Raw genomic sequence first — 25,812 nt, 5'->3', positions numbered from 1 at the left:
TGATCGCCGGCTAACCAACTGCCAGCGGAAAGCTTATCACGACGGCGAGGCCCGGCCGGCAATCGTCAAGGGCGATCGACGCGCCGTGTAGATCGGCGATGGCCCTGACAAGGCTGAGGCCAAGGCCGCTGCCCGGTGTCGACCGGCTGTGGTCCAGTCGGTAGAGCCGCTGGAACACTTTCTCGCGTTCGTCCGGAGGAATGCCGGGTCCATTGTCGGCGACGCTGGCGACAACGCGCTCGCCCTGGCGCGTCACCGACAGCTTGATGGTCGTGCCGGGCGGGCAGTGGCGCAGCGCATTCTCCACCAGATTGGCGAACATCTGAGTCAGCAGCTCGCGATCGCCGTGGATCCGGTCCGCGGTTTCGTTCAGTTTGGTCGACGACAGCACCTTGCCGTCGTCCTCGGCCACGTCGGTGTAAATCTCGGAGATGGTTTGCAGGATTTCGCCGAGAGCGACGTCGGTAAAGCGCGCCCTGCGGGCGCCGGCCTCGATCTGGGCGATGCGCAGCAGCGCATCGAAGGTCTCGTTGATCTGGTGGCCCTCGGCGCGCGCTTCGGCCAGATCGTCGGAGACCTCGCGGCCTTGCGCGGCTCTGTCGGCGGCGCCCTCCAGGATCATCTGCAGCCGGTTGAGCGGCGTCTTCAGATCATGGGCGATGTCGGCGCTGACCTGTTTCATGCCCTCGACCAACGCCGACAGGCGGTCGAGCGCCGCGTTGACCTGGCGGGAGACGATGTCGATGTCGTCGTCCTTGCCGGTCAGCGGGATGCGGGTGTCCAACCGTCCATGCGAGACGTCCACCATGGTGGCGGCGATGCCGTCGAGCCGGCGCTGGACGCGCGAGGCGAGCAGGGCGCCGCCGGCGACCGCCAGCCCGGTGATGATCAGCGTTGCCCAGCCGAAGCTCATCAGCATGATGGTCTCCAGTTCCTCCGTCTCGGACAGGCTGAAGGCGACCGTCAGATTGTTGCCGCCGATCGAGCCGGAATAGGCACGGTATTCAGCGCCGGGCGGCACGCCGGGCATTTCGGCGTTGAACATCGAGAAGCCGTCGGGAAGTCCAGCTGCCGTGAAATTGCCGGCCAAGCGAATCCCGGCCGCGTCGGTCAGCGAAAACAGCTGTTCCTTCTTCGGGCTGCGCATGGAGTGGCTTTCGATGGTCTCGACAAGCTCCTTCAGGTCATTTTCGGCATAGGTCGCCGCGACGACCGCGTAGGTTTCCTTGATGGTGTCGTCGAGCTGCTCGGCAAGATCGGCGCTCATCATCTGGTATACGATGGCGCCCGACAGCACGAAGGCGAGCATGAACAGGAAGGCGAACGTCAGGGCGAGCCGGAACGGCGTGCTGCGCAGCAGGCGGGGCCATGCTCCGGTCATGGCGCTGCGTGCAGACTGTAGCCGGTGTTGCGGACGGTGTGGATAAGCTGGGTTTCGAAAGGCTTGTCGATCTTGGCCCGCAGCCGGCTGATATGGGTTTCGACGACGCTGGTCTTGGGGTCGAAGTGAAAATCCCAGACGCGCTCCAGAAGCATGGTGCGGGTGATCACGCGTCCTTCGCCGCGCATCAGGACCTCCAGCAGGCTGAACTCCCGCGGCTGCAGGTCGATCGGCTGGCCCTGTCGCGTGACGCGGCGCATGATCAGGTCCATTTCGAGGTCGGCAACCCGCAAAACGGTCTTCTGCTCCTGCGCGGCCGGCCGGCGGCCAAGCGCGTTGATGCGGGCGAGAAGCTCGGAAAAGGCGAAGGGCTTGACGAGATAGTCGTCGCCGCCGGCCTCGAGCCCCTCGACGCGGTCGTCGACGCCGCCGACCGATGTGAGAAAGATCGCCGGTGTCCGTACCCCAGCGGCGCGCACCGCCTTGATCATCGACAGGCCGTCGAGATCGGGGATCATGCGATCGGCTATGATCACGTCATAGCTGCCGCTGGTCGCCGCGTAGAGCGCGTCATGGCCGTTGCGCAGCAGGTCGCAGACATGGCCGGCCTCGGTCAATCCCCGGACGATGTAATCGGCCGTCCTGTGGTCGTCCTCGACAAGCAGAAGTCGCATGGCTGTTCCGGTTCGTGGCCGATTTCGGTGAGAGGCTAGCACCGGCATGGGCCCGTTCCTAGGATGTCGCGAGGCTGCTTCCATACCGCGCCGCCAAATCGATGCAGCGGTGCGGAATTCTGCTTCGCTCCGCCCGTGGATGACGAAGCGATGGGCGTTCCTAGTCCGATTCCAGCAGGATTTCGTCGGCCTCGTCGGCGGTTTTCTTGAGTGTCATGTAGAGAACGAGACCAATGATGCAGCCAAGGAAGATCAGGCTGGTGAAAATGGTGCCGAAACCCAAGCCGCCATATTCGACCGGCTGCGACAAGAGATCGCCGAAGGAGGCGCCAAGCGGCCGCGTCAGGATGTAGGCGAGCCAGAAGGCCAGGATGCCGTCGAGATGGAGCAGGTACCAGGCAAGCGCGATGAGCGCGATGACGCCACCGAACAGCAGGCCAGATGTCAGGTAGCCCATGTCGAAGCTCTCCGCGACGAGGTCGCCGGCGGCGGTGCCGAGCGAGAAGGTGAACAGGATCGCCAACCAGTAGAAGATCTCGCGCCTTGTGGTGACGATGGTGTGGATCGACAGCGTTCTTTCGCTGGCGTACCAGACGGCGAATGTCGCGGCGAGCGCCACCGAGAAGGCGATGGTCGTCGTCTGCAGGCGTACGCCGAAATTGTCGACGAGGTTGTCGGTGATCAGCGTGCCGACGACGCTAATCAGCACCACCGCCAGCCAGTAGGCCCAGGGCACGTAACGCTTCTGCGCGAACTGCACGATAATGGCGACGATCAGGATGCCGGTCATGATCAGCGATGTGACGGTCAGCCCGAGGCCGAGGTTGACGGCGAGATAATCGGCCGCCGTTTCACCCATGGTCACCGCCATCAGCTTGATCAGCCAGAAATCGACAGTGACCTCCGGGACCCTGTTGTGGCTCGGCGCGGCGGGCGTAGTGGGAGAAAGCATGGTGGACGTCCCTGCGGCTGGTGGTTCGCGGCACTATTTGCCCATGACCTTCATGGCCTGGGCGAAGAACTCGTCGGCGCGCTGGTCGTCGTCGGCGTTGCAGCGTTCGATGCCCTTGGCCTCCAGTTCCGAGACCTTCGCCTTGTCCGCGGCGCTGAGCGTGGCCGCCGCTTCCGCCGCACGAAGGGTCTTCAGCGTATCCTCGCAAGGCGCGATGGCAGCGAACAAGGACGAAGCCGGACTGGACACGGCAAGGCCGCAAAGTGCGATAGCGAGCGCAAATCGTCTCATGAGATGTTTCCCTGTTTGATGCCGGTTGCGGCAATTGAATCCGGCCCGGTGGTGGTCGATCCGACACCAGCACAGTAGGGAAGCGAGTTCACGCTCGCCTGTCCGGCGGTTTACAAATTCGTAAGAATGGGCTGGGGCCGCGCGAAAGGCCTTTACGAACGCCTCGCGGTGCGCTGATAGAAGGCCCGGGCGCCTTGCATCCGCCATCAATGGGGTGACCCGGTGTCTCCGGGCTTGCCAGCGCTCCAGGAAACACGATGACCTACGCTACCCTAAAACCGGTTTCACGAGCCTTCAACCAACGCAAGCGGCTGATCTTCGTGCGGGCGGCGGCTGTGCTGGCGGTGCTGCTTCTGTTTCTCACCAAACCGGCGCTCAGCGAGGGCTCGAACGGGCACGAGACGCTCGAACTCTTCGGCTTCTGCCTGGTGCTGGTCTGCGTCGTCGGACGGCTGTGGAGCATCCTCTATGTCGGCGGCAAGAAGAACGAGGAACTCGTCTCGACCGGACCGTTTTCGATAACCCAGAACCCGCTCTACTTCTTCTCGACGGTCGGCGCAGTCGGCGTCGGATTGCTCTATGGCTCGTTGCTGGCGGCCGTCGCGCTTGGCCTTGCCAGCTTCTTCATCTTCCGCGTCACGGCGCGCAAGGAAGCCGGATTTCTGCTCGGCAAGTTCGGTCCGGCCTACCTTGCCTATGTCAAGAACACGCCCCGGTTCTGGCCAAATCCGCTTCTGTATCACGACCATGACCAGATGCAGTTCTCGACGCAGGCGCTGAAGCGCACGTTCTATGACGGGCTCTATTTCCTCGCCATCTTCCCGGCCATCGAACTGGTCGAGCATTTCCGGGCGACCGGCCTGCTGTTCCCGGCCTTCGTCACGCTCTACTGATCAGCGGCGCAGCGCCGCTCAACCAGCGCTACGAGCTGCCAAGCGGATGCGGCATGTAGCCGACGAAGCCCGAAATCTTCCAGCTGCCGCCGACCTTAGTGCAGAAATACAGCGTCTGCCATTTCAGCCTGTCGACGCTGCCGTCGGCCTTGGCGACGGAACCGTCGAATTTCTTGTGCAGCACGGCGCGGTCGCCGTCGACATCGATGTCGCGCATGTTGGTGACGCGAAACAGCGCCTCGCGCAGCGGCTCGGCGAATTTCGTCGCCGCGGTCTCCTTGGCCTGGCGCAGCCACTCGTCGCGATAGACCTCCAGCCTCGGGAACTGCAGCCGCCAGGCGTCGGCATTGCTGAGGAAATGCGCATGCATGCCGAAGAAGCTCGAGGCCGCGAAATCGCCCTCGACCCTCGACCAGTCCTGGCCGATGAAGGCGTCGATGTCGCGCCGCACCAGCATTTCCCATAGCGCGTGGCGATCGGCATCGCCGGCCGGAAACGGATTCTTGTCGTAGGGCATTTTCTCACTCTCTCCGGGTCACAAATGCGTCTATCGTCGCGGCTTCAAAGCGACGTGACGGCGCGCACGATGCAAGCGCCTCTGTAATAAAGCAACATGGATTCCGTGAAAATGTTGCTTTCCAACAAGGCCCCTATGAGGATCGCCCCGATCGCGATAAATGTCGATCGAAGCGGGGGGCCGCCATGGCATCCCGTCACGCCATCAGACGAGGTGATCCCTTGCCGAAGCAGTGTTTTGGAACGTCGCATGTGCCGCTATCGCCGGCCGTGCGCGCCGGCGATTTCGTCTATGTCTCGGGCCAGGTTCCCGTCAGCAGCGACGGCATCGTGGTCAAGGGCGGCATAACGGAACAGACCGAACAGGTGCTCGCCAATGTGAAAGCCGCGCTGGCGCTGGCCGGCTGCACCCTGGACGATGTCGTCAAGACCACGGTCTGGCTTGAGGACGCGCGCGATTTCGGTGCCTTCAACGCGGTCTATGCCAGGCATTTCCCGAAGAACCCGCCGGCCCGCACCACGGTCGAGTCGCGGCTGATGATCGACATCAAGATCGAAGTCGAGGCGGTCGCCTACCGGCCGGTCTGAGCCTCTGAGGCGGCAAAACAACGAAACGGAGGTTACCTCAATGCAATTCGACCTCCTGCTTAGAGGCGGACGGCTGATCGACCCGGCCTCAGGGCTCGATGCGCCGCGCGATGTCGCCATTGCCAATGGCCGCATTGCCGCGGTCGATGCCGATATCCCGGCCGACCGCGCCGCGCAGGTTGTCGATGCCACCGGGTGCATCGTCACACCGGGCCTCGTCGACCTGCACAGCCACGTCTATTGGGGCGGCACCTCGCTCGGCGTCGATGCCGACCGGCTGGCTGCCAAAAGCGGAACCACCACCTTCATCGATGCGGGCAGTGCGGGCGCTGGCAATTTCCTCGGCTTCCGCCGCCATGTCATGGAGCGCTCGAAGGTGCGCATCCTGGCCTATGTCAACATTTCCTTTGCCGGCATCTTCGGCTTCTCGCAGACGGTGTCGGTCGGCGAGTGCAGCGATCTCAGGCTCTGCGAACCGCGCGAGGTCGTGGCCGCGGCGCGCGAACACCGCGATGTCGTGGTCGGCGTCAAAGTTCGCTCCGGCCGCCATGCCGGCGGCACCAGCGGCATCGCCCCGGTCGACCTGGCGCTGGAGGCCGCCGACCAGGCCGGCCTGCCGCTGATGGCGCATATCGACGAGCCGCCGCCCGGCCGCTCGGAAGTGCTGCCGCGCCTGCGCAAGGGCGACATCCTCACCCACTGCTTCCGGCCGTTCCCCAACGCGCCGGTGTTCGCCTCCGGTGCAGTGCGGCCGGACATGCGGCTGGCGCGCGAGCGCGGTGTCATCTTCGACCTTGGCCATGGCATGGGTTCGTTCGATTTCGCGGTCGCGCGGGCCATGCTCGAGGAGGGACTGGCGCCCGACGTGATCAGCAGCGATGTGCATCTCTACTGCGTCGACGGGCCGGCCTTCGACATCCTGGTCTGCATGTCGAAGCTGTTGGCGCTCGGCATGCCGCTGGTCGAGGTTCTGCGCGCGGCAACACAAGCCCCGGCGCAGGCGATTGCCAGGCCCGACCTCGGCACGCTGGCAGTCGGCACCGTCGGCGACGTCGCCGTGCTGCGGCAGCGCCCCGGCCGCTTTGCCTTTGTCGACGCGGTCGGCGCCTCGCTGGTCGCCGACCAGCGGCTGGTGTGCGAAGGCATCGCCATCGGCGGCACCTGGTGGCCGAACGAGGTGGTCGACGATGCCAGCGAGACCGAGCGTTTCGAGGCGCATCCCACGCATACGCATGTCGAGGTGGCGGCTAGGCACTTTGGGCATCGGCACGAGTGATGAGAGCCAATCTCCCCCACGAGGGATAGATCGAGCGTCACCGACCGGCGTTGCTGAACGCCCCATAGACGGTCGTCTCAAGCCCTTCCATGCGCGCCTTGATCTGCAGCGCCACATATTTCGAATAGAAGCGCGACAGCGCCAGATTGCCGCCGTGGAACCACAAAGCTTGCTGCGCGGTCGGCTTCCACATGTTGCGCAACTCGCCTTGCCATGGTCCGGGATCGCCCTTCACGCCAGAGCCAAGTCCCCAACACGGGCCGACCTTGTCGGCGACCTCGCGCGAGACGATCGCGGCCACCGTCTCGTTCATCGACTGAAAACCGGTGCAGGCGACGATCGCGTCGGCGGCAAGCTCGCTGCCGTCCTCGAAAAGGATGCCGGTCGGCGTCAACGATTTGATAGCGACGCCGCTGCGCACGCCGATCTCGCCGTCGATGATCAGGTCCGAGGCACCGACATCGATGTAGTAGCCGGAGCCGGTGCGGTAGGCCTTCATCAGCAGGCCGGTCTCGTCGTCGCCGAAATCGATGGCGAAGCCGGCGGCGCGCAGGCGGTCGTAGAAGGCCGCGTCGCGTGCCTTGATCACCTCGTAGAGCGCCTGCTGGCCCTTCGGCACCAGCGCGAAGGGCGTCGAGGCGACGATCATGTCGGCCTTCTCGGTGGTGATGCCGCGCGCCAGCGCGTTCTCCGAAAAGATCTCGAAGCCGACTTCCATCAGCGTGTCCGACTTGACCACGGTGGTCGGCGAGCGTTGGATCATGGTGACCTCCGCACCGCTCTCCCAGAGGTCGACGCTGACATCATGCCCCGAGCTTGCCGCGCCGATGACGGCGACCTTCCTGCCGCGGAATTTCTCCCCGCTTGAATACTGGCTGGAGTGCAGCAACTCGCCCTTGAATTGATCGGCGCCTGGCAGATCGATCCGCCGTGGCGGACCATAGGCGCCGGTGGCAAACACGATGTGCTTCGGCTTCAGGGTGATGTGGCGGCCGACGCGGTCGACGACGACGGTCCAGACCTTTTCGGCCTCGTCATAGGACGCGCTGAGGCACTTCGTGGCGACCCAGTAGTTGAGCTCCATGACGCGCGTGTACATTTCCAGCCAGTCGCCCATCTTGTCCTTGGGCGTGAACACCGGCCAGTTTTCCGGGAACGGAATGTAGGGCAGATGATCGTACCAGACCGGATCGTGCAGCACGAGAGTCCGGTAGCGGTTGCGCCAGGAATCGCCGGGGCGCGCGTTCTTCTCGATGACGATGGTGGGCACGCCGAGCTGCCTGAGCCGCGCCCCCAGCATGATGCCGCCCTGGCCGCCGCCTATGACAAGGCAATAGGGCTGTTCGCCGGCGCCGAGGTCGCGCGTCTCGCGCGCCCGCGCCTCCGTCCAGGTCTCGCGGCCGGGGTCGGCCTTGTGGCGCACGCCCAGCGGCCGCGCCGGCCCCTTGCGCTCCTCGAACCCCTTGAGATCGGTCATCGCGGTGAACAGCGTGCGGCAGCGGCCATCGCGCAGGCGCATGACGCCTTGGCCACGCGCCGATGTGGTCTCGAAGCTGAACCAGGCCTCGACAGTGCCCTCGTCCGAGGTCGCCTCGCCGGTCAGCTGCCATGCGGCCGGCTTCGTCGCCGCCAGCGTCGAGGCGAGCATTTCGGCGATCGCCTCGCGGCCTTCCATGGTCGTGATGTTCCAGGTGAAGGTTAGGAGATCGCGCCAGTAGCAATCGTCGACGAACAGGTTGCTTGCCGCCGCCACGTCACCCGCTGCGAGCGCCTTGGCAAAGGACCCGAGCCATGCTGCCGCCTGTTTCGATGGTGCCATGTCGAGCATTTCTTCCCTCTTGCCGCAAAGGCGCCGAACACGGCGCGAAAACTCAATTATCGACCTTGGCGCATCGCGCTGTGGAGCGCTACTCCCGAAGTGAGCAACGACCAGGACCAAAACCGCCCTCGCTAACCAATCGTCTCCAGCCGTCTTGGCAAGCGGTTCATGGCAACCGGTCCGTCCGGCGTGATCAGGAACTGGTCCTCGAGATTGAAGCTGGCGAGGCCGTCGATGTAGAGCGGGATTTCGAAGGCCAGCACCATGCCGGCTTCGATCACGACTTCGCTGTCGGCCGCAATGAACGGCCATTGTTCGGAAAAGACCGACTGGCCGACGCCATGGCCGAAATGGCCGCGGCGGTAGGAGCGCAGCCCTTGCCGCGCCAGGCTGTCGCTGGCGACCCGATGCACGTGGCCGAGCGAGGCTCCCGGAACAAGGGCTGCCAGCCCATCCTCGAAGGCCCGTTCGGCGATGGCATGCAGCTCGGCCTGTTCGGCGGATGGCGGCCCGAAAATGAAGTTGCGCGACATGTCGGAGGCGTAGCCGCCGACGGTGCAGACCATGTCGCACTTCAGCGGATCGCCGGGCATTGCCTTGGCATCGGCGCCTTTGGCCCGGGCGCCCAGCGTCACGTATTCGGCGGTAGCAACCGGATGCGACAGGCCGGCCGCGGCCGTGGCGACGCCTTCCCGGTAGAGTGCAACGAGATCGGCCTGGCGCATGCCCGCCATGGCATCCACCTGCAACCGGTCCAGCCCGGCTTCCGACAGAATGATGCCTTGCTGGAGCAGCTCGATTTCGCGTTGCGATTTCACCGCCCGCAACCGATCGAGCACCGCCGAACCGTCGACCATCGAACAACCCGGCAGCATCGCCTGCAGGACCGAAAAATCGGCCACGGCAATGAAATCGAGGTCGACGCCGAGCGCAGCGCGGTCAAGCCCGAAGCCGGTCAGGATCTGCTTCAGCTCGCGGGCGGAATTGGCCAGGTCGAATGTCGCCGGCCGGGAAAAATGGGGCGGCCGGCCAGACGATGCGAGACCGGCATCGATGCGTTGCGCCAGCGCATGGCCGGAGGTCGAGGGGTCAAGCGTGGTGGTTTCGATCCAGATCGGGTGGCTGCGGACCACGGCGTCCGGCAATGCCGCCTGTAGCTGAGCCGCGTTGAAGTCCCCCACCACGACGCCGATCGGCAGGTCCTGCCGGGCCGGGATGATGACGAAGCCGGCGCCGGCTCGCCGGAACAGTCCCGCCGGGCCGATCCAGGCACCGGTCGCATAGTGGAATGCCTCGGGCGCGCAGAGCACTAGCGCTTGTAGGCCGGCGTGCTCCATCAGCTGCGTCGCGCGCAGGCGGTCGACAAACCCCGTCATGAATTTTTCTCCGGATGTCCGAAGCGGCAACGGAGCATTCCGGGTTCAGACAATCAAGCCGGTTTCATAGGCAGAGGTGCGCGGAACTTGCGCGATGTGGGCGGGAAGGATCGCGACAGAACAACTTTCAGTTTTGCCCACAGCATTGTTCGGCGGGCGTTGAGGCGGCTTCGCGTCCAGCCGGCGTCAGCACCCCCGCTACTTGATGGATTCCAGCTCGGCGACGGCAGCCGTGAAGCCGGCCAGCGACACCGGGATGGTGACCGGCTTGCGGGTGACCGATTCCATGCCGATGTTCAGATTGGTTCCCGACTTCATGGCCTTGATGAGGTCCGCTGACAGCGGCGTGGCCGCATAGGCGCCGTTCTGGTCGCTGGTCTGGATGGCGAGGGTCGTCTTCTGGCCCTGGTCGATCTGGAACGAGGCGCCGGACGGCAGGAACAGTCCATGCGGCAGCGCGAGCAGCATGGCCAGGTCGCCATTGGCGTTGTCTCGGCGCACGGTCACGGTCAGCACGCGCTGTCCGGACTTGGCTTCGGTCAGGTTCTGCGACACCTGGCACTGAAGCTCGACGGTTGCCGAGCCGCTCGAGCAGTTCACCGCCCACGGATTGGCATCGGCAGGTTTTGCAGTGGAATCAGCCGGTTTGGGCTGGGCCGGCTTGGCGTCTTCGGCAAGGGTCGGTCCCGCCGCCGACAAGACTAGCCACAGGGCGGCTGAACTTGCGATCATTAGATTAGCGCGAGCTAAACTTGACGACGTTTTCTTTAGACCCCGCATTCTTTCTTTCCCCGTCAGGTATTTTCATCGGCGGGGTTTGATACAACACTCGGGACTGTTTCGGAAGCTAGGCCGGCGCCAAGAAAGCCGGCAAAAGTACTGTGACCTTTCGGACACACGAAAGAAAATTGGAGGAAACCCCTAGAAATCGAAGGATTCGCGACTCGTTCTACAATACAATTCGAGTATGAATTCACACGCGGGACGTGCAGTCCCAAAGGACTCGCCTGGGATGGGAAAACCCGAGGATACTCGGCTGGGTGGTGAGATGGCGGCGCGTGGGGAGGATTTCCGCGTGCGCGCCGGCTATCGCCGTTCGCAAATTGCCAGGCATCTGTGGAAGACGACGGCGCTGACGACGCTGGCGCTCGGCCTTTCGGGCATGTCGGCCTATGCCGATCCGAACGGATTGTGGCAGCCGCAAGTGCGCGCCATTGTCGGCGCCGACAACAACGGCGGCAACGCCGCGCTCGAAGGCTTCATCCCGCTCAAGCAGACGGCCGAATCGGTGCTGTTCCTGGATGTCCGGGCCAAGCACGATTTCAAGGACGGCTTCGGCCAGGATGTCGGCCTCGGCGTCCGTCGCATTGTCAATCCGGACCTGATGATCGGCGGCTACGCCTATCTCAACGTCGAGAACTTCAACAGCAACCAGTTCACCGCCGCGACGCTCGGCGCCGAGGCGATCACGCCGCATTTCGACGCGCATGTGAACGTCTATCTGCCGATCAAGGGCGACTACAAAGACCGCTCCACCGACTCGACCCTGTCGATGGTCGGAAACCAGCTGCTCGAGCAGATATCGGTGATCGATCATCGCCAATACGCGGCCTGGGGCATCGAGGGCGAGGTCGGCGCACAGGTGCCGATCAACCTGCCCGACAAGCATTCGCTGCGGCTGGATATCGGCGGCTATCACTTCGAGGATCCGCATGGCGACGACCACAGCGTCACCGGCGCCAAGGCCGGGTTCGAGTATACGATCGGCGATGTCTTCGGCAGCAACACCTCGCTGGTGTTCGCCGGCGAGGTCCGCAACGACAATCGCGACGACACCCAGTTCGCCGGCAGCGTCCGGCTGAACATCCCGTTCAATCCCGGCCATGGCTCGGACAATGCCGACAACGGGGCCGCCAATGGGGCCGAAAGCGGGCCGGAGCCGGTCTATCCGGTCAGCGAAGGCCTGCGCAAACGCGTCAACGAGCGCGTGCGCGGCGATATCGGCGTCAGGATCCAGTCGCAGGACGTGAACGGCGGCACGACGACGCGCCTCGCCATCAATGCCGCCACGGGCGCTGCTTTCGGCAAGTTCTTCTTCGCCGATGGCGGCAATTCGCTCGGCCTCGGCACCATCGGCGATCCGACGACGCTGGACGATGCGGTGACCAAGGCCGGCAACGGCTTCGTCGTGGCGCTTGGCGGCAGCGGCAATCTCACCACCGGCGGCGTGACGCTGACCAATGGCCAGACCGTTATCGGCGGTGGCAGCAGCGTCACCGCCCTGCTTTTCGGCGGCGGCACCAGCAGCTTCAACCTGGGCGGCAGCAACGGCACGATCCAGGGCACCAATCCGGCCAACAACGTCATTACGCTGGGCAACGGCAACACGCTGAACGGCATCACCATCACAGGCGGCGCCAACGGCATCTTCGGCAACAACATCTCCGGCGCCACGCTGACCAACGTCACGGTGACCGGGGCCGGTGGCAATGGCGCTGACTTCACGGGCACCTCGACCGGCATCAAGGGCTCGGACTTCACCGCTGAGAACAACGGCCTCGACGGCCTGCACATCGAGGGCGACGGCACCTACAATTTCGCCGGCACGACGCTGCTGCAGGGCAATGGCGACGACGGGCTCGATGCCACCGGCAAGGGCACCTATACGTTCGCGACGCTCAATGCGAAGGACAATGCCGATCGCGGCATTACCGTGCAGGGCACCGCGACATCAGGCAGCTTCACCACCAGCGGCGGCACCGTGTCGGGGAATGGCGGCACCGCCGTCTTCATCGACCCGATCACCGCGCATGTGGTGCTGGATTCGATCACCCAGGCAGGCGGCACATCGGGCGTGGTGCTCGATCAGGTCTCGGGCAGCTTCACCGTCAACGGTGCGACGACGATCTCGAACACGACCGGACCGGCAATCGCCATTTCGGACTCGCCGGCGGCGATCCGCTTCGGCGATGTCGCCATCTCGGCCCCCGGCGGCGACGGCATTTCGTTTGCCGGCGTCAATGCGGCGGTGGTCGCCGGCAACATCGTCATCTCCGGCCTGGGCGTCGGCACCGGCCTCGACTTCTCCGGCAGCCATACGAATTTCACCGCGCAGTCGCTCAACATCACCGGCACCGGAGCCGCCGGCTCGATCGGCATCGATCTCTCTTCACCGATCTCGGGCGGAGCAACGATCGTCATCACCAATGGCGGTGCGATCGCTGGGGTCGACACCGGCGTGCGCTTCGGCATTGCCGGCTCGCTGGCCAATTCGGCCAATGCCGAGTTCAGCTTCGGTGGCGGTTCCATTGCCGGCATCAGCGCTTCGCTCGACGCGCGCGGCCTCAACCAGACGCTCGGCCATTATGCGTTCGGCTCGACGACGTTCAGCGGGCCGCAGCTGTTCGACGTGCAGAATGTGATCTTCGTCGGCGCCTCCGCGACCGGCACGGGCAGCGGCTCCTCGCTTTCGGACCTGGCCTCGATCGGGACGGCCGATGCCAACACCGACGCCGACGCGATCTTCGTGCTGGTCAATCGCGGCACGGCCATCGACGATACCGACGGCTTCTCGCTGGGCGCCGAGCAGACGCTGGCCTCGTTCGGCAACGGGCGGACCTTCTCGCTCGGCGGCATCCCGGTCAACATTACCGGTGACAACATCACACACAGCGGCGTCGTCTCGGATGCAGGGGGTGCTGCGACGCTGACCGATTCCGGCAGCGGCGATGTCGTTACCCTGGCCAACAACAGCTCGCTGCTCGATTTCAACATCGCCGGCGGCAGCGCCAACGGCGTCCACGGCAGCAACATCAGCAATATCACGATCTCGGGCCTGAATGTTTCGGGCGCTGGGCTCAATGGCGTGCTGTTTGACAACGGCAACATCGACAGCAGAGCCGCCGTCAACAATTTGAACTCGAGCGGCAATACAGGCGATGGCCTGCGGATCCAAGGTGGCAGCGGCTTCAATTTCACCGGTACGACGACGCTCACGAACAACACCGGCGACGGCCTGCACATCCTCGGTCGTACCGGCTTTTTGGGTGGGTTCTATGGTTTCGAGACGGTCGACGCGAAGGATAATGGCGGCGACGGCGTCTTCTTCGGTGCAACCGGCCCCGCAATACTGAAGATCACTGGCGGCACTATTTCGGGCAACGGCCGCATGGCCTTCGAGACCGAAGCTATAGGGGGGGGTATCTTCAGCCCCGACCTCGATGTCACGCTGGACACGGTGAGCCAGTCCGGTGGACAGAGTGGGATCAGTCTGTCGCGCGCCGAGGGCAATTTCTCCGTTACTGGCACGACGACGATTTCCAACACCGCGCTTGACGGCATTGCGATCTCAGCAAGCACCGCCACGGTTGATTTCGGTGGCGCCGTCACCATCACCCAGCCATCCGGCAACGGCATCTCGCTCACCAACGATTCCGGCGCCGTCACGTTCGGCCAGGTGACGATCAACCAGCCAGGCCTGAACGGTATCGACGTTTCGAGCATCAACGGCACGATCGGCTTCGGCAACATCGACATCACCGGGCTGCCCACCGGCCGGACCGGGCTCGACCTGTCGGGCAGCCAGTCGACCTTCACCGCCACCTCGCTCGATATCGCCGGCGCCGGCAGTTCGACCGGCATAGACCTTTCCGGCACCACCGGCGGCTCGGTGACAATCGGCACCGGTACCATTTCGGCTGGCACCGGCGTGCAGATGGGCACGCATGGTGCGGTCGGAACCACCGCCGACATCGCGTTCTCATTCGGCGGTGGATCGATCACCGGGACAACCGCTTCGCTCGACATGCGCGGCCTGAACCCGGGCAGCGGCACCTATGCCTTCCACGACACGGTGCTGAACGGGCCGCAGCTATTCGACGTCGCCAATGTCATCTATGTCGGCGCCACCAGCACCGGCCTCGGCGATGGCTCCAGCGCCAGCAATTTGATCAATGCCGCCGCCGCCGATAATCTGACCACCAGTGCCAGCACGATCTTCGTTCTGGTCAAGACGGCAGCCGTCCAGACCACCAACACCGACGCCGACGGCTTCACGCTGGCCAGCGGCCAGTCGATCGTGTCCTTTGCCAATGGCGGCACCGTCACCCTGGGCGGGCCGCCCGCCAACGTCACCGGCACCCATGTCGTTACCGGCGCGACGCAGGCCGATCCGACTGGCTTTGGCGGGGCAACGCTCAACAATGCCGCCGGCAACACCATCGACCTTGCCAACGGCAACCTCGTCAAGAACCTGACGGCCAGCAGTACCAACTTTGCGATCGACGGGACGGGCAGCAACGGCGCAACGATCGGCGGCGTGACGATCAGCAGTGCTGCGGTCGGCCTTTTGCTTGACAGCGCCACCGGCATCGTCACGGTCAACAATCTGACCATCCAGAGCGCGAGCCAAACTGGCATCGCGCTTGTCGATTCAAACGCGACCGTCAATTTCACCGGCAACACGAAGATTGCTAATGCTACCAATGTTGCGCTGTTCGCCAACAATTTCGACGGCACCACCACCCTCAACGATCTCGATATCACAGGCGGCGGTACAGGCGTCGCCGTCCTCGGCGGCTCAAGTGGAACCTTGATCTTCGGAGCTGGGAGTTCCATCACCAATACAGGCAGCAACGCCTTTTCCATTGGAAATTCGTCGGCCGACGTCTTCTACAGCGGCACAATCAACCAGACCAGCGCGGCAAGCGCGGTGAAGGTTTCCTCCCTGACCGGCGGCAGCGCTTCGTTCAGCGGCAAGATCACTGCCAGCACCGGCGCCGCCAACGCGATCGACCTGACCGGCAACACCGGCAGCACGATCAACTTCAACGGCGGCGGGCTCAACCTCTCGACGACGACCGGCACCGGCTTCAACGCCACCGGTGGTGGCACGCTCAATATTTCGATGACGGGCACGGAGTCGATCACCACCGGCACCGGCCGGGCGATCAACCTCGATGGCATCACCATCGGCACCACCGTCGGGGTCTGGTTCGACAGCATCACCACCGGCGTCACGACAGCCGCGGCGCTGAACTTCAACAACGTCTCGGGCGGCACGTTCTTCGGCGGCAATATCACGGTCGCCGGCACCGCCGCCGGCATCAACGGCCTTGCCATCAACGCTTCGTCGGCGACCTTCGATATCACCAAATTGGTGACGACCAATGTCGCGGGCGCCGATGTCATCCTGACCAACAACACCGGAACGATCGGTATCGGCGCCGGCACAATCACCAATTCTGGCACGGGCGACGGCGTCGTCGTCTCCGGCGGCAACGCGACAATCGGCGTAGGGGCCAACATATCAAGCTCGGCAAGCGGACCGGGCACTGCGGTGAGGATCGACGGTACCACCGGCGGCTGGGTAGGCGTGAGCCGTATCGTCTCGACTGGAACTGGCAATCTTTTTGATGTTGGTTCGACAACGGCGCCGACTAACACCTTGATTAACCTCGGCGGCGTGGGGGCGTTGGCGACAGGCGGCGGCAGTGCCGTAATTGGCGGGCTTGGTGCCGGCACAACCTTCAGCGACATTTCGCTCTCCGTCACCAATTCGACCGGAACCGGGCTTGCGATTTCGAATGTCGCCAGCACAGCCGTCGTCTCTTTCGAGATGGTCGACGTCAGTGGTGGCGCGACGGGCATCGGCATCTTGAACAATTCGGGCACCGTCGCCTTCAGCTTCACCAACATAACCAATGTCGGGCTGAACCAGACCGGCGTCAGCGTATCCGGCACCAATTCGGGCACGGTGTCCTTCGGTCCCGGCGGCGTTGGCAGCCTCGGCATCGCCATGACCGGCAATGGCGCGACCGGCATCAGCTTCGCCAATGCGGTGGTCAATGGCACCATCACCGCGACCGATTTCGACCTGACGAGCGCCAGCTCGACCGGCACGACGGCGGTCAACCTCACCAACACCACCGGCACCGGCACCATCCAGCTCGGCGATCCCGGCGCACCGGCCAACACGACCGCTTCGACCATCGGCGGCCCCGGCGCCGGCCCCGGCATCGGTTTCCAGTTCAGCAACACGACCGCGGTCAACTTCATCTATGGCGACGGCGAGGGTGCCGCCGACAAGCTGTCGACAGTCAAGGCGGTCGATATACTCAATTCGACTGGCGGCTTCCCAGCCGGCGGCACCTACAATTTCAAGGACGTCAACGGCACCACCGGCTTCATCGGCGACATCTCCGAAGCGCAGGGCTCGACCATCTACTATGTCGACCCGAACGGGACCGGCGACGGCACCGCCGACAATCCGGGCTCGATCGCCGGCGCCGAAGCGTCTGGCGCCAAGATCATTGCGCTGATCGACCGCTCGCAGAACGGCACCAGCAACCTGATCAACATGATGCTGGCGCAGCAGAATGGCGGCGGCAACAACACGCTGAACCTCGCCGACGGCCAGATCCTGATCGGTCTCAAGGCCGGCGATTCCATCGATACCGCGCCCTATGGTGGCGTCAGCAGCGTGCTCGGTGGCAACTTCAAGTTCAGCAACATCAATTCGTCGAGCATCATCGATGCGCCTGATGGCGTCGACAGCGTGCTGCCGACACTGACGACGGCGAGCGGCAACACGGTCGACTTCACCGGCCGCGCCAGCATCGACAACGTCATCATCACCAACACCGGCACCGGCATTGGCGTCTCCGGCACCGCCATCACCGAGTTTGTGCTCAACCGGGCGACGATCACCGGTGGCGACGGTGGCGCGCTGTCGATCGTCGACGGTGCGGCCGACAGCGAGGTCGCGCTGTCGAACCTCACCCTCTCGGCCACGGGCGGCAACATCGCTTCGGTCAACGGCACGGCTGGCGCCGGCACCATGAAGGTTAGCGCCTTCTCCGACATCACGCTTCTCGGCAACAAGGGCGAAGTCGGCGGCCTCCTGTTGACGACCGCCATTTTCGACGCCAATGCGGCCACCCCCGGCATAGACCAGGTCGATGGCGGCGCCTTTGTCGCCGGCACCACGGCGAACCGCGTCGGCGGCTATGGCCTGGTGCTGGTCGGTGTGGCTGGCGACATCAAATTCGACACGACCAATGTCGCGGTCAAGACGGCGACCAGCACAACGTTCCCCGGTCCGAGCGCCATCGGTGTCGTCGCGAGCGGTGCGGTGGGAGGTGGTAACAACATCGACCTCGGCACGGCCACTTTCAATATCGACGGTGTTGGCGCCAGCGCCGGGCTCAACAGTGCCTTGTGGGCGCGGATCATCCCGGGCAACCGTGTTGGCTTCTCGGGCGTGGTCACTGTCAACACCGTCGAGGCGGCCGGCCTGGTGTCCGATCTCGGCGGCACGCTGTTCTTCGGCGCGGCCGGCAACACGGTGACGACCACCGGCCAGCCGGCGATCTCGTTCAGCAACGGCACAAGGGTCGAAAACGGCTCTGGCGGCTCGGCGCAGTTCGGTGCCATCAATTCGAGCGGTGGCGGCCAGAACGGTATTCTGCTGTCCGACCTCGCGGCGTCGCCGACGCTTCTGTTCAACGGCCCGGTGACGATCGACGGCACGACGTCCAACGCCATCCAGATCCAGAATACCACCCTCGCCGCGACATCGGTGACCTTTGCCGGCGCGGTCTCGATCACCAACGCCACCGGCGGCGGTGTCGAATGGCAGCGCCTGGCCGGCAGCACCGACACGCTGACCTTCTCGGGCGGCCTCGCCATCCAGAACAGCGGCGGCGTCGGCTTCTCTGCCGACCATGGCGCGGTGGCGCTGTCCGGCACAAACACGGTTTCCACCACCAACGGCACCGGCGTCAGCATCAGCAACGCGACCGTCAGCGGCGGTTTCACCTCGGTCAGCGCCAGCTTCGCCGCCGGCAACGGCATCAATTTGCAGAACCTGACCGGCTCGCTCAATCTCGGCACCGGCACGCTGACCAACACCGGTGCGGGCGCGGCCTTCAACGTCGGCTCGGCCACCAATGCGAGCGGTGGCAATGCGGTCATCTCCTATGGCGGCACCATCGCCAGCAACGGCGCCGGTGCGGCGGTTTCGATCCGGGAACTCACCGGCGGCTCGGTGACGCTGTCGGGCAATCTGACCGACGGCAACGCCGCGGCCGGCGGCAACATCGTCGTCGGCAACATCGACAACGGCTCGGCGGCAACCGTCACCTTCTCCGGTGCCAGCAAGCAGATCCGCTCGGGCAGCACCGACGCCGTCAGCCTCGGCATCCTCGGCGCGTTCCCGGCGGGTACTCCGGCCCCCAACACGAACGGCACGATCAATTTCACCGGCGGCGGTCTCGATATAACGACGACAGGCGGGGCGGGCTTCGTCGCGCTCGGCAGCGGCGTCGTCAGCGTAACCGGCACTAACAACACCATCGCTTCCGGCGGTGACGGGCTGCTGGTGGGCTCTACCAATGTCGGCAGTGGCGGTATCACCTTCGACGACATTTCGTCGGTCGCCACCACTACCGGTGGCGTGCTGTTGAACAACGTCAACCTCGCCGGCAATGTGAACATCGGCGGGCTGACCAATACCGGTGTCATCGGCGTCACCGTGTCCGGAGTGACGACCGGCTCCGGGAAGTCCGTCAACTTCACCGGAACGACCAACGTCGACGTCGACACTTCCGGCTTCCAGTTCAGTGGCCAGGTTGCAACGGTCAACATCGCCAATGTCGCCGGGTCCAGCCTGACCATCGACGGCGGCACGCGCGGTATTGATTTCAACGGCGTGATGGGCGGAACCGTCAACATCGGCGGCAATGGCGGCACTGCCAGCATCGGCGCGACGACAAGCACCAGCGACATTGCCATCGCTGTCGGCGCCAATACCGGCGGCACGCTGAACTACAACGGCTCGGTCAAGGTCGGTGCGGGCAGCGTGGTGAGCGCCGGCGGCGGCGACCTCGCCACCCTCAACCTCAGCGGTTCGGTGCTTTCGACAACGGCGTCGACGGCCTTCGTCTTCAGCGGCAACGCCGACGGCGTGTACAACATTTCGAGCACCATCAATCACACAGGCGGCACCGGCATCCTGGTCGATGGTTCGTCGGAAGGCACGATCACCTTCTCCGGGGCGACGAAGACCTTCAACACCGGCGCCAACGACGCTGTCGTCAAGCAACCCAGCATCGGCCCGGGACAGGGCACGGCAACGCTCGCCTTCACCGGCGGCGGCCTCGGCATCACCACCACCAGCGGCGCCGGCTTCACCGCCAGCACCTTCGGCGCCGGCACGGTCAGCGTCACCGGCTCTGGCAACACGATCAGCACCCAGACCGGCACCGCGCTCAAGCTCGACAACGCGACGGTCGGCGCGGGCAGCCTTAACTTCAGCTCCGTCTCCGCCAATGGCGCCGCCACCGGCGTCTCTCTCAACAATGTCGGCGGCGGCGGCATCATCCTCGGCACGGTCAACCTGCAAGGCATCACCTCGCGTGGCTTCGATGTCGCAGGCACGCTCGGCTCGGCGCTGAGCATCACCAGCCTCAACGTCGGGCTCGGTGGTGCGAACGCCATCGGCCTCGATCTCAACGGCGCGGTCATCAGCACCGGCATCACCGCCGGCGATTTCGACGTCGCCGGTGGTGGCTTTGCCGGCACGCTCGGCATCGACATGGCCGGAACCACGAGCGCCGCCACCATCCAGCTCGGCGACACGGTCAATCCCGGCGGCGCCCAGACGTCGACAATCACCAATGTCGCGCAGGGCATCCAGTTCTCCAGCACGACCAATGCAACTCTGGTGTTCGGTGACGGCGCGGGACCGGCCGAATCGCTGATCTCGACCACCGGCGGGCAGGTCATCCACGCCACCGACACCTTGCCGCTGAGCGGCAATTACGATTTCGACGACGTTACGTTCGTCGGCGACATCTCGAACCTGTCGGCAATCAGCGTCTACTACATCGACGCAGCCGGCGAGATTTCGGGCACCGGTGACGGCAGCTTCCTCAATCCGGGCAGCGTCGCCCAGGCGGAGGCTTCCAGCGCCAATGTCTTCGTGCTGATCGACAAGACTGTTGACACGAACCAGGCGACCATCAACATCGGCAACAGTTCGCTCGACCTCAAGGACGGGCAAGCGGTGATCTCGTTCATGTCCGGCGATGCGGACATCGACGTGGGGCCGCTCGGCGTTGGCGGCGGCCTTGGCGCGCCGTCCTCCTTCCACTTCACCACCATCCAGGCTTCGACGGTCGTCACGAACCCCGGTGGCCTCGACAATTCACACCCGATCCTGGCCAGCAGCGACGCGGCCGCGACGATCAACCTGCCATTCAGCGGCACTGGCGTCATCACCGCCGGGGTCCAGAACGTCACGGCCCTCAACAGCGGCAGCGGCGCCGGCATTTTCGTCAATGCCACGCTTGCCTCCAATTTCGTGATCCGGGACAGCATCATCACCGCCGGCGGCAACGCACTCGACTTCTCGACGAGCGGTGCGGCGACAGCCGACAAGCTCCTGCTCTCGATCGACGGCAACACGCTCAGGTCGACCGCGTCCGGGCTGGCGGCGTCCTTCGTCGGCCAGAACATCAACGCGACGGACAATTCGATCGCGATCAGGTCGTTTGCCGGCAACAAAGTGACCGGCGGCGCCGGTAGCGGCGGCATCGTGTTCAACAATGTCCGCTTCGATTCCAACGGTGCCGGCGGCACCGTCAGCGCCGGTACGCTTGGCATGGGCACTCCCGGCGCGCGGATCCAGGGCAACGGCCTCAGCTTCACCAACACCAGCGGCACCTTCGATCTGGGCACGCTCAGCCTCGCCAACACTGGCGGCACCGGTGTCATCGCCAACACCAAGACCACCACCTTCACGCTGAACAGCAGCGCCGGCGTGGTCACCACCATCAACGGCGCGGCCTTCGATCTCGATCCGCTGACCATCAACATGACGTTCTCCAGCGTCAGCGCCGTCGTCAACGGCGTCGCCAGCGGCATCACCTTCGACGGCGTTGCCGGCACCTTCACCGTCACCGGCGCGACAAGCGTTTCCAACACGACGGGCTTCGGCATCGATGCCATCAACACCAACACCGGCACCTTCAATTTCAACACGGTGACGGTGAACAACGCCTCGACAACCGGCGGCGGCATCCACGTTGCATCCGGCACGCTCAATGTCACCGGCCTCGCCAACATCGACACGACCAGCGGCATCGGTCTCTCCCAAGGCGGCGGCACGACCAGCTTCACCGGTGGCCTGACCATCGACACCACCACTGGTACCGGCATCGCCGGCACGGGCGGCACGATGGGTATCACCGCTTCCGCGGCCGCCGAGACCGTGAATGCCACCGGTGGCCAGGCGATCAACCTCTCCGGGGTCGTCGCAACCATCACGCTGGACTCGACCTCGTCGGCCGGCGGCGTCAACAATGTGAGCCTGACCAGTGTCGGCGGCACCATCGGCCTCGGCTCTGGTGCGCTGAGCGGCGCTTCGGGCGCTTCGTTCAATGTCGTTGGCGGCACGGCCGCTGTCACTTATGGCGGCAACATCACCCAGGCGAACAACGCCGCCCTGGTCAGCGTTTCGGCCGGACACACCGGCACGCTGACCTTCAACACCGGCACGCTTTCGGCGACCAACGGAACCGGCCTGCAGTTCGCCAATGCGGACGGTACCTACAATTTCAACGGCACAACCACGCTCAATGGCGGCGATGCCGGCGTCGACATCCTCACCGGGTCGAGCGGCACCTTCAGCTTCGGCGCCGGCACTTCGATCACCAGCCCGACCGGCACGGCGTTCAATGTCGACACAAGCTCGGCGAGCGTCACCTACAACGGCAACATCACCCAGGCCAACAACGCCGCGCTGGTCGCGGTCACGGGCCACACCACCGGAACGATCACCTTCCAGACTGGCACGCTGTCGGCAACCAACGGCACCGGCCTACAGTTCAACAATGCCGACGGAACCTATCAGTTCAACGGCACGACGACGCTGAATGGCGGCGACGCCGGGGTGGACATCCTCACCGGTTCGGGCGGCAGTTTCGGCTTCGGCAGCGGTACCTCGATCACCAGCCCGACCGGAACCGCGTTCAACGTCGTCGGCGGCACCGCCGCCGTCACCTATGGCGGCAATATCACCCAGGCGAACAACGCGGCCTTGATCAGCGTTTCGGGCGGCCACGCCACCGGCACGCTGACCTTCAGCACCGGCACGCTGTCGGCGACCAACGGCACCGGCCTGCAGTTCGACAACGCCGACGGCACCTACAATTTCAACGGCACCACGACGCTGAATGGCGGCGATGCCGGCATCGACATCCTCAACGGCTCGGGCGGCACGTTCAGCTTCGCCGCGGGCACCTCGATCACAAACCCGAGCGGTGTCGGTTTCCTTGTCGCCGGCGGCACGTCAAACGTCACCTACAATGGTACGATCAGCAAAACCGCCGCGGCAGGCAAGATCGTCGATATCTCCGGCGTCACCAGCGGCACGATCACGCTGGCCGGCAATCTCACCGCCACAGGCGGCTTCGACAACGGCATCTTCGTCCACGGCAATACCGGTGGCACCTTCAATTTCAGTGGTGGCACCAAGACGCTGACCACCGGTGCCAACAACGCCGTCAACCTGACCAGCAACGCCGGCGCGACGATCAACTTCAGCAATGGCGGGCTGGCGATCACCACCACCACCGGCATTGGTTTCAATGCCACGGGCGGCGGAACGATCAATGTGAGCGGCGCCGGCAATAGCGTGCAGACGGCGGGCGGCCAGATTCTGAACTGGAACGGCATGATCGTCGGCGGCAGCGGCGCCACCTTCGCCACGCTGCAATCGACGGCTTCGGTCACGGGCCTCGACGCGATCAACCTGACCGGGGTCAGCGGCGGCACCTTCAACGGCGGCGCGGTGAGCGTGGCCGGTACCACGACCAGCGGCGATGGAATAGAGATCAACGGCTCCAGCGCGGCATTCAACTTCACCTCGGCCACGATCGCGGCGACCGCCGAGAACGGCATCCTGCTCAGTGGCGCCAACGGCGCGGTGACCTTCTCGACGGTGACGATCAACAACACAGGGCTGGCGGGCATCAGGATCGACAACAACACCAATGCGGTCAGCGTGAATGGCGGCTCGATCGGCGCCACGAACGACCCGACCGGCGTTGGCGTCGATATCAATGGCGGTTCGGGCAACATCACCATCGCCGCGTCGGTGACGAAGACCACCGCCGGCAATATCGTCCAGGTCAGTGGCCATACTGCCGGAACCCTCGCGTTCAGCGGCAACCTGAGCGCCACGGGCGCCGTCGCCAACGGCATCGACGTCAGCAGCAACACCGGCGGCACGATCACCTTCTCGGGCGCGACCAAGACGCTCACCACAGGCGGCAACAACGCCGTCAACCTAATCAGCAACACCGGCGCGGCGATCGACTTCACCGGCGGCGGGCTGGTGATCAGCACCACCAGCGGCATCGGTTTCAACGCTACCGGACCGGGCCCGGCCGCAACCACCGGCGGCACGGTGACAGTGCAGGGCACCGGCAACACCGTCACGTCGACCACCGGCACGGCGCTCAACGTCGTCAACACGACGATTGGCGCCAACGACCTGAGCTTCCAGAGCATCACATCGAACGGTGGCAGTGCCACCGGCATCATTCTCGACAACACCGGCTCGAGCGGTGGCCTGCATGTGACTGGAAATGGCGCGAATGTCGGCGCCACCGGCGGTGGCGTCATCGCCAACAAGACCGGCTCCGACCTTGCCACCACGACGGGTGTTGGCATCTACCTCAACAACACGTTCGACGTGCAGCTCAACGGCCTGCAGATGAACGATTTCCAGAACTACGGTGTCCTTGGCAACAACGTCACCAATTTCACGATGGACCACACCGTCATCAATGGCAGCAACGGCACAAACGTCAGCGGTGTCGGCGAAGGCGACGCTTACTTCACCGGTCTCAAGGGAACCGCCACGGTTTCGAATTCCACCTTCACCGGTGCAGTCCTGGATGCGTTCCATGTCTTCAACAACAATGGCGAAACCCTCAATCGGATCACCATTACGGGTTCGACCTTCGCGACGAACGCAGCTGCAGCAAACCAGTCCGGCGACGCACTGGTCTTCCAGGCGACGAATGGCGTCTTCAATGCCACGATCCAGAGCTCGACATTCACCTCGGCGCGCGGCGACCTGTTCCAGCTCGATCTGCACGGTGGCGTCAGTTCAGACCTGGTGTTCGGCGGAGCGACGGCTCTTCTCGGCAATACGCTGACGAATAACAACCAGAATATCGTTTCCGGCGGCGGCGGCATCACGATCAGCTCGGGTGGCGCGGGCGACCACGCCAACCTGACCTTCAACATCGCCCACAACACGATGCGCGACGCGCTGGGTTCCGCTCTCGGGATCAGCTCGGGCTCGGGAACCGGTTCGTTCAACGGCACAATCGATTCCAACACGATCGGTGTCGCAGGGGTTACGGACAGTGGGTCGGCCCAAGGGTCCGGCATCGGATTCGTCACCGATGGCGGGGCCGCGTCGAGTGTGACAATCACCAACAATACCGTCTATCAATATAACAATTCCGGTATTTTCATACAAACCGGCGACGCCGCGAATGGCGGCAACGCCCAGCTTACCGCCGTCGTACAGGGCAATACGGTCAGCAATCCCGGCACCTTCGGCACCAATGGCTTCCTGCTAAACGCCGGTACGGTCACAAACGATGCACAGACGGTTTCGCTGACCCTCGGCGGCCCAGGGGCTTTGACCAATAACTTTGCCGGCTCCGGTGCCAATGGAGGTACGGATATCCGTCTTCGCCAGCGATTCAACGTGCATGTCGGGTTGCATGCGGGTGGCGGCAACAACTACGGTGGCGCGCCAACGGATTCGGCCGCAATCACAAGTTTCGTCCAGACGTACAATACGGGTTCTCCGACGGTCAGCGTCGTCACCGGTCTTGCCGGCAGTGGATTCTTCTCGGTGCCATAGTCCGCAGATCGACGGACAGAAGGCGTCTGGGTTGCCGGCACGGCAAGCAAGGGTTGTAGAATTGTCCGCGCTCGTGTTGAGAGTTTACTTGTAGCAG

The 25,812-nt window shown here is 64.4% G+C and carries 12 protein-coding genes; 4 read left to right on the top strand and 8 right to left on the bottom strand.

Annotated elements, in window-relative coordinates:
- Positions 1-10 precede the first annotated feature (10 nt).
- From AC0ZT5_RS29180 to AC0ZT5_RS29165, 4 genes are all read right to left on the bottom strand, one after another.
- On the bottom strand, positions 11-1,381 hold the full coding sequence (locus AC0ZT5_RS29180) for a sensor histidine kinase (RefSeq protein WP_488499251.1): 1,371 nt from the start codon (positions 1,379-1,381) through the stop codon (positions 11-13).
- Positions 1,378-2,055 carry a winged helix-turn-helix domain-containing protein gene (locus tag AC0ZT5_RS29175; protein WP_488499250.1) on the bottom strand — a complete coding sequence of 226 codons (678 nt, stop codon included), beginning with the start codon at positions 2,053-2,055 and terminating at the stop codon, positions 1,378-1,380. The genes AC0ZT5_RS29180 and AC0ZT5_RS29175 overlap by 4 nt, the downstream gene beginning before the upstream one ends.
- Before the next feature lie 160 nt (positions 2,056-2,215).
- Positions 2,216-3,007 (bottom strand): COG4705 family protein, encoded by a 792-nt coding sequence (locus tag AC0ZT5_RS29170; protein WP_488499249.1) that lies wholly within the window; start codon positions 3,005-3,007, stop codon positions 2,216-2,218.
- A 33-nt stretch (positions 3,008-3,040) separates the two neighbouring features.
- Entirely contained in the window at positions 3,041-3,298 is a 258-nt protein-coding gene (locus tag AC0ZT5_RS29165; protein WP_488499248.1) for a hypothetical protein, read from the bottom strand.
- Positions 3,299-3,555: 257 nt separating this feature from the next.
- Here AC0ZT5_RS29165 and AC0ZT5_RS29160 point away from each other — a divergent pair, with 257 nt between their 5' ends.
- Complete coding sequence (locus AC0ZT5_RS29160) at positions 3,556-4,191, top strand: methyltransferase family protein (RefSeq protein ID WP_488499247.1); 636 nt, start codon at positions 3,556-3,558, stop codon at positions 4,189-4,191.
- A 28-nt stretch (positions 4,192-4,219) separates the two neighbouring features.
- On the opposite strand, the gene AC0ZT5_RS29155 is transcribed toward AC0ZT5_RS29160, so the two are convergent.
- Positions 4,220-4,708, bottom strand: coding sequence for a hypothetical protein (locus tag AC0ZT5_RS29155; RefSeq protein ID WP_488499246.1), 489 nt, complete (start codon positions 4,706-4,708; stop codon positions 4,220-4,222).
- Positions 4,709-4,893: 185 nt separating this feature from the next.
- Here AC0ZT5_RS29155 and AC0ZT5_RS29150 point away from each other — a divergent pair, with 185 nt between their 5' ends.
- Positions 4,894-5,295: a RidA family protein gene (locus tag AC0ZT5_RS29150; protein WP_488499245.1), complete on the top strand. Its 402-nt coding sequence runs from the start codon at positions 4,894-4,896 to the stop codon at positions 5,293-5,295.
- A gap of 40 nt (positions 5,296-5,335) precedes the next feature.
- Positions 5,336-6,571, top strand: a complete 1,236-nt coding sequence (locus AC0ZT5_RS29145) for an amidohydrolase/deacetylase family metallohydrolase (RefSeq protein WP_488499244.1) — start codon at positions 5,336-5,338, stop codon at positions 6,569-6,571.
- A 37-nt stretch (positions 6,572-6,608) separates the two neighbouring features.
- On the opposite strand, the gene AC0ZT5_RS29140 is transcribed toward AC0ZT5_RS29145, so the two are convergent.
- The 3 genes from AC0ZT5_RS29140 to AC0ZT5_RS29130 form a co-directional block, all read right to left on the bottom strand.
- Positions 6,609-8,399 (bottom strand): flavin-containing monooxygenase, encoded by a 1,791-nt coding sequence (locus AC0ZT5_RS29140; protein WP_488499243.1) that lies wholly within the window; start codon positions 8,397-8,399, stop codon positions 6,609-6,611.
- A 122-nt stretch (positions 8,400-8,521) separates the two neighbouring features.
- Positions 8,522-9,766 (bottom strand): M24 family metallopeptidase, encoded by a 1,245-nt coding sequence (locus tag AC0ZT5_RS29135; RefSeq protein ID WP_488499242.1) that lies wholly within the window; start codon positions 9,764-9,766, stop codon positions 8,522-8,524.
- A 198-nt stretch (positions 9,767-9,964) separates the two neighbouring features.
- Positions 9,965-10,498, bottom strand: a complete 534-nt coding sequence (locus AC0ZT5_RS29130) for an invasion associated locus B family protein (RefSeq protein ID WP_488499241.1) — start codon at positions 10,496-10,498, stop codon at positions 9,965-9,967.
- 280 nt (positions 10,499-10,778) lie between these two features.
- On the opposite strand from AC0ZT5_RS29130, the gene AC0ZT5_RS29125 reads away from it, so the two are divergent.
- Positions 10,779-25,715 (top strand): hypothetical protein, encoded by a 14,937-nt coding sequence (locus tag AC0ZT5_RS29125; RefSeq protein WP_488499240.1) that lies wholly within the window; start codon positions 10,779-10,781, stop codon positions 25,713-25,715.
- Positions 25,716-25,812: the final 97 nt, after the last annotated feature.

The sequence above is a fragment of the Mesorhizobium sp. CNPSo 4670 genome, assembly GCF_057784235.1.
The sequence above is the reverse complement of the archived record's forward strand: the minus strand, read 5'-3'. Positions and strand labels throughout refer to the sequence as shown.